The organism is Nocardia sp. NPDC059691 (genome assembly GCF_042733915.1).
GTDB lineage: Bacteria > Actinomycetota > Actinomycetes > Mycobacteriales > Mycobacteriaceae > Nocardia > Nocardia sichangensis.
Map to the genome: position 1 here is coordinate 195,386 of NZ_JBHWFB010000012.1, position 11,315 is coordinate 206,700.

At 70.1% G+C, this 11,315-nt stretch carries 11 protein-coding genes; 4 read left to right on the forward strand and 7 right to left on the reverse strand.

The window, feature by feature from the left end; genetic code table 11:
* Window positions 1–206 precede the first annotated feature (206 nt).
* The gene (locus ACFV2O_RS25930) at window positions 207–722 is read right to left on the reverse strand and encodes a hypothetical protein (protein WP_379254007.1); all 516 of its coding nucleotides are present in this window, start codon (window positions 720–722) and stop codon (window positions 207–209) included.
* A 5-nt stretch (window positions 723–727) separates the two neighbouring features.
* A complete protein-coding gene (gene hemB, locus ACFV2O_RS25935; RefSeq protein WP_364424309.1) occupies window positions 728–1,705 on the reverse strand; it encodes a porphobilinogen synthase in 978 nt (325 codons plus the stop codon).
* A gap of 206 nt (window positions 1,706–1,911) precedes the next feature.
* Between hemB and ACFV2O_RS25940 the strand changes: the two genes are divergently transcribed.
* The 3 genes from ACFV2O_RS25940 to ACFV2O_RS25950 all read left to right on the forward strand — a co-directional run bounded on the left by ACFV2O_RS25940 (window position 1,912) and on the right by ACFV2O_RS25950 (window position 3,932).
* Window positions 1,912–2,697 carry a hypothetical protein gene (locus tag ACFV2O_RS25940; protein WP_379254008.1) on the forward strand — a complete coding sequence of 262 codons (786 nt, stop codon included), beginning with the start codon at window positions 1,912–1,914 and terminating at the stop codon, window positions 2,695–2,697.
* A 36-nt stretch (window positions 2,698–2,733) separates the two neighbouring features.
* Window positions 2,734–3,543 carry a tetratricopeptide repeat protein gene (locus ACFV2O_RS25945; RefSeq protein ID WP_364424311.1) on the forward strand — a complete coding sequence of 270 codons (810 nt, stop codon included), beginning with the start codon at window positions 2,734–2,736 and terminating at the stop codon, window positions 3,541–3,543.
* Window positions 3,544–3,659: 116 nt separating this feature from the next.
* The gene (locus ACFV2O_RS25950) at window positions 3,660–3,932 is read left to right on the forward strand and encodes a hypothetical protein (protein ID WP_355071939.1); all 273 of its coding nucleotides are present in this window, start codon (window positions 3,660–3,662) and stop codon (window positions 3,930–3,932) included.
* A 622-nt stretch (window positions 3,933–4,554) separates the two neighbouring features.
* Here ACFV2O_RS25950 and ACFV2O_RS25955 read toward each other — a convergent pair.
* The 5 genes from ACFV2O_RS25955 to ACFV2O_RS25975 form a co-directional block, all read right to left on the reverse strand.
* The gene (locus ACFV2O_RS25955; RefSeq protein WP_355071937.1) at window positions 4,555–6,117 is read right to left on the reverse strand and encodes a bifunctional uroporphyrinogen-III C-methyltransferase/uroporphyrinogen-III synthase; all 1,563 of its coding nucleotides are present in this window, start codon (window positions 6,115–6,117) and stop codon (window positions 4,555–4,557) included.
* 61 nt (window positions 6,118–6,178) lie between these two features.
* Window positions 6,179–7,234, reverse strand: a complete 1,056-nt coding sequence (gene hemC / locus ACFV2O_RS25960) for a hydroxymethylbilane synthase (protein WP_355071935.1) — start codon at window positions 7,232–7,234, stop codon at window positions 6,179–6,181.
* Window positions 7,231–8,673 (reverse strand): glutamyl-tRNA reductase, encoded by a 1,443-nt coding sequence (locus ACFV2O_RS25965; RefSeq protein ID WP_355071933.1) that lies wholly within the window; start codon window positions 8,671–8,673, stop codon window positions 7,231–7,233. The genes hemC and ACFV2O_RS25965 overlap by 4 nt, the downstream gene beginning before the upstream one ends.
* Before the next feature lie 70 nt (window positions 8,674–8,743).
* Window positions 8,744–9,574: a redox-sensing transcriptional repressor Rex gene (locus ACFV2O_RS25970; RefSeq protein ID WP_379254009.1), complete on the reverse strand. Its 831-nt coding sequence runs from the start codon at window positions 9,572–9,574 to the stop codon at window positions 8,744–8,746.
* A gap of 240 nt (window positions 9,575–9,814) precedes the next feature.
* Window positions 9,815–10,075 carry a glutaredoxin family protein gene (locus tag ACFV2O_RS25975; RefSeq protein ID WP_355071929.1) on the reverse strand — a complete coding sequence of 87 codons (261 nt, stop codon included), beginning with the start codon at window positions 10,073–10,075 and terminating at the stop codon, window positions 9,815–9,817.
* Between the two features lie 223 nt (window positions 10,076–10,298).
* Here ACFV2O_RS25975 and ACFV2O_RS25980 point away from each other — a divergent pair.
* Window positions 10,299–11,315, forward strand: a 1,017-nt coding sequence (locus ACFV2O_RS25980; protein ID WP_379254092.1) for an HAD family hydrolase, incomplete at its 3' end; no start/stop codon positions are given.

An 11,315-nucleotide genomic window follows, 5' to 3' on the forward strand; every position in this document is an offset into this window, starting at 1 on the left:
GGCCAGATCCCGCCGAATGCTGTGCGGCTGCTGGATCACCACTCGCATCGATGCCTCCGATCCTCCGGAGCCATTTGCCGAGTTCCCGCGCGTAATAAGCGACAACGAACGGCAGACGACTACCGGTTTCCACGTCCACTGTGACAACCCTCACCATACATGCCGGACTGTCTCGGACAAATTGGAAACCTGTTCCATTCAGAGCCTCAACGCCTGCCCGGCTGGAAGTAAGCGGTGGCTTCGGGCCGGTGGGACAGATAGATGGCGCCGACCGCGAGCACGCCCTGCACGATGGAAGCACCGCCCGCGACGAGCGAGGCCGTCCCGGTCACCGCGTCGATGGCCAGCAACGCGCCGACGCCGATCACCACGGACCAGGCGCCGAGGACCGTCAGCACGGTGCGCGCCCACGGTTTGCCACGCCCGAACTGGTGCACGATCACCAGCGCGAGCGCGGACAGACCGAGCCCGATCAGCACCACGACCACGTAGACCAGCGACACCATCAGCTCGGCGCTGGCCATCGTGACCTTCGGATCCTGCATCCTGGCCTGCTCGAAGACCTGTTCGGCGAACGTGCGCCGCTGATCCAGGGCAGCGACGATCGAGGCGATCAACTGCACCACGCCGAATCCGACGACACCCCACCACAGCTGCCGCGCGGTACCGACGTCCTCCGGCATCGGGGGCCGGGCCGAGCCCGCGGCGAACGGTCCCGCCATATTCGTCACGACAGCCAGTTCGCGGCCTCGGTCGCCCAGTAGGTGAGCACGAAGTCCGCGCCGGCCCGGCGAATGCTCAGCAGCGACTCGAGGACGGCGCCGCGGCGGTCGATCCAGCCGCGCTCGGCGGCGGCGGTGATCATCGCATACTCGCCGGAGATCTGGTAGGCGGCGACCGGGACCGTCGAGTGATCGGCGACCTCGCGCAGAATGTCCAGATACGACATGGCCGGCTTGACCATGACGATGTCCGCGCCCTCGGCCAGGTCCAGCTCCAGTTCGCGGATCGCCTCGCGCCGATTCGCCGGGTTCTGCTGGTAGGTGCGCCGGTCGCCTTCCAACGAGGAAGCGACGGCTTCCCGGAACGGTCCGTAGAACGCCGAAGCGTATTTGGCGGAGTAGGCCAGGATGCCGGTATCGATGCGCCCGGCCGCGTCCAGACCGCGCCGGATCGCGCCGACCTGGCCGTCCATCATGCCGCTGGTGCCGAGCAGGTCGGCGCCCGCCTCGGCCTGGGCGAGCGCCATCTCGACGTAGCGGTCCAGCGTCGCGTCGTTGTCGACCGCGCCGTCGGCCGCGAGCACACCGCAGTGCCCGTGATCGGTGAACTCGTCCAGGCAGGTGTCGGCCATGACCACCGTCGAGTCGCCCACCTCGTCGGCGAGGGCGCGCAGGCCGCGGTTGAGGATGCCGCGCGGATCGCTGGCCGCGCTGCCGACCGCGTCCTTGTCCTCCGGACGCGGCACGCCGAACAGCATGATGCCGCCGACACCCGCCGCGACCGCCTCGACCGCCGCCTTGCGCAGCGAGTCGAGCGAGTGCTGCACCACGCCCGGCATGGAGCCGATCGGACGCGGCTCCGCCAAGCCGTCGGCCACGAACATCGGCAGCACCAATTGCCGTGGTTCGAGTGTGGTTTCGGCCACGAGACGGCGCAGAGCGGGAGTACGGCGCAACCGCCGTGGGCGGTCCATTCCGGTCATGAATCGCACGATACGCCCGGCGCGATCCGCTGTCGCGAGCGCCCGTGGCCCGCTCCGCGACGCCGAGCCCGACCCTCTGGGACAGCTGCCGCGCGTTACCCGGCGATCACCCACGCCATCCGAGTGATAACAGTGTGCGAAATCACACATTACCCCCCTGGCGAAGGCGCATACTCCGACTAGGCGAGACCCGCTGGGGGACAAGCATGACCGATCCGCACATCGACATCTCGCTGGCCAGAGCCGCCGACTTCGAATCGTGGGCGGCGGTGTTGCTGGCCGACTGGTGGCCCGTGCTCACCGACGGTCTGCCTCCGCCCGCGTTCATGCTGCGGGTCTGGCGTGCCACCGACGCCACCGGGCAGAACTTCGCCGTGGAGTTCGTCGCACGACAATCGGCCGCGCCCGAGGTGATGCCGGGCGCGCACGTCGCCTTCCGGATGCTCGGCATCCGGCCCGACGAGCCCGAGTGGATACGCAGCCGGGGGACGCACCTGGCCGGCGGCACCGAGGACGCCATCGTCCAGTTGCGCTTCTCCGACACCGCCCGCTGCGTCTTCCTCCGCCTGCAGAGCAGGCCGTGCCAGGTGACGGAGGCGGCGGGCCTACGACTGTGCGCAGGGGCGGAGACCAGTCTCCGGTTTCCGGACACCACTTCGGGGCCGCTGGACGTGCGCGTGGCCCGCAACAGCGCACGGCATCTGCTCGCCCAGCACAGCGCACGGCATGCCACCCCGGCCGATCCCTTACAGCTCGGGCCGCCGCAGCGGGTCGCCGACATCGGCTGGGCCTTCATCTTCCCGTGGTCGACCACATCCTGGTACCTCGACGGCTCGGTACCCACGCTTCCGCCGGGCAGCCGCGGGCCGATCGTGGTCGTCAAGGACACCGGACACACCTGGCTGCTGGACAGCCTCCGCAACTACGACGCGCAGCTGACCGCATACGCGCACGCGAACGGGTACCGCGTCCCGATGGAACAGGCGCGATGATGGACGGCGTGGTGTTCCGCGAGACGGGCTGTTGAGATGACCGAGCCGCCGAGCGAGGTCGAGTTGGTCGCCATGCAACGGCGCGCCGAAGCGCTGTGGCACGCGGGCGACGCGGCGGGCGCCGAACGCTGGCTGCGCCGGGCCGCCGCGGGTGGCAGCGCGCCGGCGATGGGCATGCTCGGCGCGCTGCTTGGAGCCGACGGGCGGATCGGCGAGGGGATCCACTGGCTGGAGACCGCCGCCGGCCGCGGCAACGAGGCGGCGGGGATGCAGCTGGGCCTGCTGCACACCGAGCGCGGGAATATCGATGAGGCGGAGCGCTGGTTGCGGCCGGCCGCCGAGCGCGGGTTGCCGGAAGCCCTCTGCAATATGGGCGTCATCGCCAACCGGCGTGGACGCGACGAAGAGGCCGAGCAGTGGTACGAACGAGCCGTCCGCGCCGGAAATCCCACGGCCATGCGCAGTCTCGGCTTGCGCTTGGCGCGCCGCGGCGAATTCGACCGTGCGATCGACCTGCTCACCGAGGCCGCGCGGCGGGGTAGGACCGATGCGATGGCGGTGCTCGGCGCCTTGCATCTGGACCGCGGCGAGCCGATCGAGGGTGAGCGGTGGTTGCGCAAGGGCGCCGAGGCGGGCGACCCGGACTCGATGTTCCACCTCGCGCTGTTGCTGCGCGCCGCCAACACCCCCTACCTCGCAGGCGATTTCGCCGACCCCGAGGTGCTGCGGACCGCCGCCGCCATCGCGACCGGCCGCACTCCGGCGCAGCGGGAAGCCAGGCAGTGGCTGGAACGCGCGGCCGCGCTCGGCCATCCGCAGTCGATGCGACTGTTGCACGATCTGTGAGCCGCTGGACGCTCGAAAACCCTTCTGGCCAGCCAAGTTTGTCGGTCCCCCCGGGTACAATCGAAGGTACGTTCGAGGGGGCTCGCCCGCCCCCGATCGCCACGGGAGGGATGCCAATGCGCACACCACAAACCGTTCTCATCGATCGCCCCTACACCCCTTTGCAGAAGCGCCCGCTGCCTCCGGGCCGCCCCAAGGCGTGGTACGTCCTGCACAACCGGCGGCTCAAGGCGATGCGCCTGGCGATCGCACTGCTCGACTCCGGCGTCTACGCACCGAGTTACGCCACGAACAAGCGAATCAGGCACACCGCCGAGGTAATCGGCATCCGCCCACCCTCCGACGCCACCTGCTCCATGGTCCGCACCTTGATGCGCAGGCGGTACTGAGATCCGATCCCTCGTTCGTGGTCGCGAGCCGCATCCACGCGCATTCGCGACCGCGAACGAGTGGAAGGACGTGCAATACACAAGACCGAGTGCGGACCCGGGGCCCACGGCCAGTGCGCTGCACAGCCCACATTGCACCGCAGGTCGTGATTCGCCGACGCGGCATCGCCCAACTCGCTCCTGCCGCCCGACAGCCAGACCGTGCACTGCACCGCCCATTCGCGACCTGGATCGCGCACCACTGACATCTCATCGGCGGAACTACGCGGCGACCGCAAAGCATCAAGCGCTACGCGCCTGCTTCGCATTCAGGCCGGCTGGACCGCAACGCTCGCTCCTGACGCCGTGCCGCGCACCGATCCCGAACGGCTTGCTCCCACTGCGAGAAGCCGCTCATCCAGCCGCTTCAGCTCACCAAAGGTATCGAGCGAGCGAGGCCAACCATCGGCTGGCCGAGGCCCGGCACGTCAACCCGGTGGCCGCGGGGAACTGCCCTGATTCGGAACAGCCCACCCCGGGCACAACAGCGGACGCCCGTGACGCGCCCGGCGCACCGCAAACCACCGGTCTCGAGCGAAACGAGATCGAGCCTGTTCCGTTCGCGGCGCGAAGGCGCGGCCGATTACCTACTGCGGCGGCTCTTCTTGCGCGGCGGCGGCAGGAGTCCTTCGGCGCGCAGCCGGGCCGCGTGCTCGGCCAGCGCTTCGACCAGAGGACCGACCTGGGCCACGTCGGGCTGCACGTCAACGCGCAGGCCGAATTCGATGGCGGTTTCGGCGGTCTTGGGGCCGATGCAGGCCACGATGGTGCGGGCGTGCGGCTTGCCCGCGATGCCGACCAGGTTGCGCACCGTGGAGGACGAGGTGAACAGGACCGCGTCGAAACCGCCGGTCTTGATCATCTCGCGGGTCTCCGCGGGCGGCGGCGAAGCGCGCACCGTGCGGTAGGCCGTGACGTCGTCGATCTCCCAGCCGCGATCGCGCAGGCCCTCGGCCAGCGTCTCGGTGGCGATGTCGGCGCGCGGCAGCAGCACCCGGTTCACCGGGTCGAACACGTCGTCGTAAGGCGGGAAGTCGGCCAGCAGGCCCTCGGAGGACTGCTCGCCGCTGGGCACCAGCTCGGGGTTGATGCCGAACGACCGCACCTTGTCGGCGGTGGCCTCCCCCACGCAGGCGATCTTCACACCGGAGAACGCCCGCGCGTCCAGACCGAACTCGGCGAACTTCTCCCACACCGCGCGGACCGCGTTGGTGGAGGTGAACACCACCCACTGGTAGCGACCGTCGACCAAACCCTTGACCGCGCGCTCCATCTGGGCGGGGCTGCGCGGCGGCTCGACCGCGATGGTCGGCACCTCCATCGGGATGGCGCCGTGCGTGACGAGCCGTTCGCTCATCTCCGCCGCCTGGTCCTTGGTGCGCGGCACCAGCACGGTCCAGCCGTACAGCGCGCGCGACTCCCACCAGGACATCTTCGAGCGTTGCGCGACCACCTTGCCGATGGTCACCACCAGCGGGCCGACCAGTTCGGATGCGGCGCTGTTCAGCGTGGCCAGAGTGGCCTCGATGGTGCGCTGCTGGCGGGTGGTGCCCCGTACCGTCACCGCGACCGGGGTCTGCGGCGCCATGCCGTGCTCGACCAGGGCGCTCGCGGTCTCCGCGAGATGACCCGAGGTCGAGTGCAGGACCAGCGGGCCGGGCGCGGCCGCGAGCGCGGCCCAGTCGACCTCGCCGCGCACGTCCGCCTCGGTGTGCCCGGAACCGAGCGCGATGCCTGCGTAGCTGGGCACCGCGGAGCCGTTGGGCAGGCCGGGCAGCACCTCGAAGACCATGTGCGAGCGGGTGACGGCGTTGACCTCGGCGATCACCGAATCGGTGGTCAGCGGGTCGCCCGCGACCACGCGCACCACGTCGTGCCCGGCACGCGCTTCGGCGATGAGCGTCTTGGCCACCTCGGCCGGCTCGCCGAGCGCGGGCCGCACGTCGACGGGACGTTCGCCGTCGGGCCCCGGCTCGACCGAGGTGCCGATCAGGGCGAGCACACCCTTGTCGACATCCGGGTCGGTGAACGCCAGCGTCGCCCGCCCGATGACCTCACGGGCCCGCACTGTGAGCAGCGCCGGGTCACCCGGACCCGATCCGACGAAAAGGATGCGACCGGGGTGCTTCTTCGTGGCTCGGCTCATGCCTGCACCTCGCTTGCGCTCGGCTCCGGCATACCCGAAGGCACGGTGCCTATGCTTCCGCTCATCGGCTGTTCTCCATTGGGCTGGGGTTGGGCAAGTCTGTGGCGGGCGAACTCACCGCCCGGGTGGGGGAACCGTCGTCCGGTTCGGTGGCGAGCAACTCGCGCGCACCCATGTCGAGCAACTCGCGGGCAAGCGCGCGGCCGAGCTCGGCGGCGTCGTCCGGGGCGCCGACCACCGATGCGCGCAGCACGTCGGATCCGTCGACGGCCGCCGCGCACGCGCGCAGCGACAGCTCGTCCACGATCCGCCCTTCGTCGTCGAGCGATTCGACCACCTCGGCGAGCGCACCGATCGGTGCGGTGCAGCCCGCCTCGAGTTCGGCCAGCAGCGACCGCTCGGCGACGACCGACGCGCGGGTGGCCGCGTCATCGAGGCCGGAAAGGATCTCCACCAGCGCGGTGTGGTCGCTGCGGCATTCGACCGCGAGCGCGCCCTGCGCGGGAGCGGAGAGCATCTGCACCGGCTCCAGCGACTCGGTGACCGCGTCCAGCCGATCGATGCGAGCCAGTCCGGCTCTGGCCACCACCACGGCGTCCAACTCGCCCTCGCGGACCTTGCGCAGCCGGGTGTCCAGGTTGCCGCGCAGCGGGACGATGTCCAGACCGAGCCCGAGCGCCCGCAACTGGGCGGCGCGACGCGGCGCGGAGGTGCCGACCTTGGCGCCCGCGGGCAACTCGCCGAGGACCAGTCCGTCGCGCGCGACCAGCGCGTCACGCGGGTCCTCCCTGGGCGGGATGGCGGCGATGGTGAAGCGCGGGTCCTGCGCGGTCGGCAAGTCCTTGTAGGAGTGCACGGCGATGTCGATCGCGCCCGCCGCCAGCTCGTCGCGTAGCGCGGAGGTGAACACGCCGACGCCGATCTTCTGCACCGGGTCCGACGACAGGTCACCGGCGGTCTTGATGACGACCAACTCGGCGGGCTGCCCGGCCGCGATCAGCGCGTCGCGCACCGTGCCCGCCTGGGTCAGCGCGAGCAGGCTCCCGCGGGTGCCGATCCGCCACGGGGCACGAGTGCCTTCCGCGGTGGCGTTGCCTTCTCGGTGAACCATGGTCATGCCGTCTGCCCCTGTTCCTCGCCGCGATGGCCCGCGGTGAAGTCGTCGGCCAGCGCGATCTCCCCGTCGGCCAATGTGATCTCGGCGCGGTCGTCCGCGAGCGCGGTGATCTCCATCGGCGCGGCGACCGCCTGGGCCGCGCCCGGCTTCAGTTCGAACAATTCGCGTAGCGCCTCGGCGTAGCTGTCGCCGCCCGGCGTGGAGGCGAGCTGCTTGACCCGCACCGTCGGCGCGTGCAGCAGTTTGTCGACCACCCGGCGCACCGTGCGCGCGACCTCGTCGCGTTCCGGGTCGGCGAGGCCGGGCAGCCGCGAATCCAAACGCAGCAGTTCGGCCTCGACCACCTCCGCCGCACGCTGGCGCAGCGCCGCCACCGTGGGGGTGACCTCGGCCATCCGCTGTCCGGCGAGATACTTCGCGAGCTCGTCGGCGACGATCGATCGGGCGGCCGCCGTGTCGTCGGCGGCGGCGCCCGCGGCCGGATCGCGCTGCAAGGTCTCGATGTCGATGAGCGTGACGCCGGGCAGTCCGGCCACGGCGTGCTCCACATCGCGCGGCAAGCCGAGATCGCAGAACACCAACGGCCGGTCCACCGTGGCGAATTCCTCGCCGCGCTCGCGGTCGGTGAGCGCGCGGTGGGTGTCGGCGAGCGTCACGACCGCGCCGACCGCGCCGGTGCAGGTGACCACCACGTCGGTCGCGGACATCGCCTCGGTGAGCCGGGACAGCTCCATGGCCTCGGCCTCGACGCCGTGCGTCCGCGCGGTCTCGGCGAGCCTGCGCGCCCGCGCGATGGTGCGGTTCACCACGATGATCCGGCCGATCCCGGCTCGGGAGAGATGCGCGACCGCGAGACCGCCCATGGCCCCCGCTCCGACCACCGCGGCGGTCCGGCCGGCCAGGGGGCCGAGCACCTGCTGCGCGCGATCGAGCGCGACCGACACCACCGACGCGCCCGCGCGGTCGATGCCGGTTTCGGCGTGCACCCGCTTGCCGACCCGCAGCGCGTGCTGCGCCAGCTCGTGCAGGGTCCGCCCGACCGCGCGCTGCGCGTCGGCGGAGGCGTAGGCCCCGCGAATCTGGCTGAGCACCTGCTGCTCGCCGACCACCATCGAGTCCAGGCCACTGGCGACCGCGAACAGATGCTCGGCGGCGGCCTCGGAGTAGCGGACGTAGGCGTGCTTGGTCAGATCCGGCATCGGCAGGCCGGAGTGCTTGGTCAGCAGATCGCCGATCTCGGCGAGACCGCCGTGGAAGGCGTCGACCACCGCGTAGACCTCGACCCGGTTGCACGTGGAGACGATCATCGCCTCGGACACATGACTCGAGGAGATCAGGCGGTCGATCAGCTTCGGCCGGTCGGTGTCGGTGACGGCCACCTTCTCCAGCACGGGAACCGGCGCGCTGCGGTGCGAGATGCCGACGAGGAGAACGCTCATGCCGTCACCGTCCCGGCACGAACGGAATCCTCCGCCGTGCTGTACTGCATGATCCGCTCGCTGCGCTCACTCATGGTGTGACCACCGATCCCTTGCTGCTTGGCTCCGTTGCCGTATGCGAGGTTGCCGTATGCGGGGTTGCCGAGTGCTGGAGTGCCGGATGCGAAGTCGGCAGGCGGTGCGCGATGCGACCCGACCCGGCGTGCGCGACCTCCGGCAGCGGAGCCTGCTCCGCGTTGCGCACCCGTTCGAACGACAACATCTGCATCTCGACGGCCAGGTCGACACGACGGACCTCGACCGTGGCCGGTGCGACCAGCTCGCAGGGGGCGAAACTCAGAATCGACTGCAGTCCGAACGCGACGAGCCGATCGCACACGTCCTGGGCCGCGTCGTCGGGAACGGTGATCACCGCGATGGTCGGCTCCAGCTCGGCGACCGCCGCGGCCAGCTCCGCGACGTCGCGCACCACCAGTCCGGCGACCGGCATGCCGATCACCGCGGGGTCGCTGTCGAGAATGCCGACCACGGTGAAACCGCGCCGCTGGAACCCGCCGTAGCCCACCAGCGCCCGGCCCAGGTTTCCCGCGCCGACCAGCACGACACGGTGGCCCTGCGACAGACCGAGCACATCCTCGATCCGGGAGCGGAGCTTGGCAACGTCGTAGCCGACGCCCCGAACGCCGTTGGGGCCGAGGAAGGATAGATCCTTGCGCAATTTGGCCGAATTGACACCCGCCGCGACAGCCAGTTCCTCACTCGATACGATGGCAACACCGTCGTCGGCCAACATGGCGAGGACCCGAAGATAGGTAGCCAGCCGCGCGACGGTGGCCTGCGGGATGTCCTTCTGCAGAGCCCTGCCGGAGACGCCGCCTGGCGCCTCATGCTGCTCTGTCACGTCGTCGGCTCCTCGTCCCGGGCCTCGGGCTCCGGTTCGTCGCTCGACCCTTCTGACCCGGGGGCGGTCCGGTGCCATGGTGTCGAAGTTTCGGATTTCGGGGCGGCTCCGCAGCCTCGGCATGCGGGTCGCGTTGCCACCACCGTAACTGCTTGTGAAGCCCTGCACAAAGTCGGTGAAATTGGCCTCATTTTCCGCCGCGACCAGCACAGTGGCCGAATCGGACGGAAAACCGCGCGCTCAGCGCTCCAGGTCGGCCCGCAATCGAGTCTCGTCGACATCGAAATAGCTGTGTTCGCGGCCGTCGAGCAGGACGACGGGAAGCCGGTCGCCGTACTCCGCGCGCAGGCCAGGGTCGGTAGCGGCGGCTTCGTCGACGTCGACGGTCGCCGGTTCGAAACCGAATTCGGCGCAGATCACGCGCAGCTGTTCCAGTGCCGTCGCACACAGTCCACAGCCCGCGCGAGTCAGCAATGTCACCGAATGTGTGTGATTGGTCATGACCGGAATTCAATCAGCGGCCGGAACGCCATGCGGGCTCGGTGCGCGCCACGCGATTGTGTCGCGCGCCGCCTTCTGCCGTGACTGTCGGCCGATCCGGCTACTGTTGACATGGTTCGCGCGACGGGCGGAGGTACTGGTGCCGGAACGATCGAAGGTGGCGAGGGCCGGATTCATCGCGGGACGATTCGGTGAGTTTCCGGCGCGGTGGAATCTGAGCCAGATGGGCCAGGGTCTGCAGGACCAGCTCGCCCGCATCTCGCGCAGCCCCTTCGGCCCGAGTGAAGAGGAATTGCGGGCCAATCTGGCCGGTGAGGCGAGCGCGGACGCGGCGCTGACCCTGCACGACGCCGAGCTCGCCGCGGGCGAGGTGGAGGCCGCTGGTCCCGAGGCGCCGCGCGACCTGACCGCGGCGGCGTTCTTCGACGTCGACAACACGATGGTGCAGGGCGCCTCGATCGTGCATTTCGCCCGCGGTCTGGCGGCGCGCAAGTACTTCAAGACCTCCGATCTGGTGGATGTCGCCTGGAAACAGGTGAAGTTCCGGGTCACCGGCAAGGAGAGCAGCACCGACATGGCCAGCGGCAAGGAGAAGGCGCTGGCGTTCATCGCCGGGCGCTCGACCGCCGAACTGGCCGCGCTGGGCGAGGAGATCTACGACGAGATCATCGCCGACAAGATCTGGCCCGGCACCCGCGCCCTCGCGCAGATGCACCTGGACGCGGGCCAGCAGGTGTGGCTGGTGACCGCGACCCCGGTGGAGCTGGCGCAGGTGATCGCGAAGCGGCTCGGGCTCACCGGAGCGCTGGGCACCGTGGCCGAGAGTGTCGACGGGAAGTTCACCGGACGCCTGGTTGGCGACATCCTGCACGGACTCGGCAAAGCGCATGCTGTGCGCACCCTGGCGATCCGCGAGGGCCTGAACCTCAAGCGGTGCACCGCGTACTCCGACAGCCACAACGATGTGCCGATGCTCTCGCTGGTCGGCACCGCCGTCGCGATCAACCCGGACTCGGATCTACGCGAGGTCGCCAAGAACCGCGGCTGGGAGATCCGCGACTTCCGAACCGGCCGCAAGGCGGCAAAGATCGGCGTACCCACCGCCCTGGCCCTCGGCGCAGCGGGCGGTGCCGTAGCGGGGGGGGGTAACCCCCGCCCCGACCGGTACAATGCCCTACAATTACCCCAGGAAAAAGTTGGGGGGTTTGTGGGGAAGTTGTTGTTGGGATGGGGGTTGGTG

Coding starts and splice junctions, on each gene's coding strand:
- ACFV2O_RS25930 (WP_379254007.1), bottom strand. CDS start 722: ATGGCGGGACCGTTCGCCGCGGGCTCGGCCCGGCCCCCGATGCCGGAG.
- hemB (WP_364424309.1), bottom strand. CDS start 1,705: ATGACCGGAATGGACCGCCCACGGCGGTTGCGCCGTACTCCCGCTCTG.
- ACFV2O_RS25940 (WP_379254008.1), top strand. CDS start 1,912: ATGACCGATCCGCACATCGACATCTCGCTGGCCAGAGCCGCCGACTTC.
- ACFV2O_RS25945 (WP_364424311.1), top strand. CDS start 2,734: ATGACCGAGCCGCCGAGCGAGGTCGAGTTGGTCGCCATGCAACGGCGC.
- ACFV2O_RS25950 (WP_355071939.1), top strand. CDS start 3,660: ATGCGCACACCACAAACCGTTCTCATCGATCGCCCCTACACCCCTTTG.
- ACFV2O_RS25955 (WP_355071937.1), bottom strand. CDS start 6,117: ATGAGCCGAGCCACGAAGAAGCACCCCGGTCGCATCCTTTTCGTCGGA.
- hemC (WP_355071935.1), bottom strand. CDS start 7,234: ATGACCATGGTTCACCGAGAAGGCAACGCCACCGCGGAAGGCACTCGT.
- ACFV2O_RS25965 (WP_355071933.1), bottom strand. CDS start 8,673: ATGAGCGTTCTCCTCGTCGGCATCTCGCACCGCAGCGCGCCGGTTCCC.
- ACFV2O_RS25975 (WP_355071929.1), bottom strand. CDS start 10,075: ATGACCAATCACACACATTCGGTGACATTGCTGACTCGCGCGGGCTGT.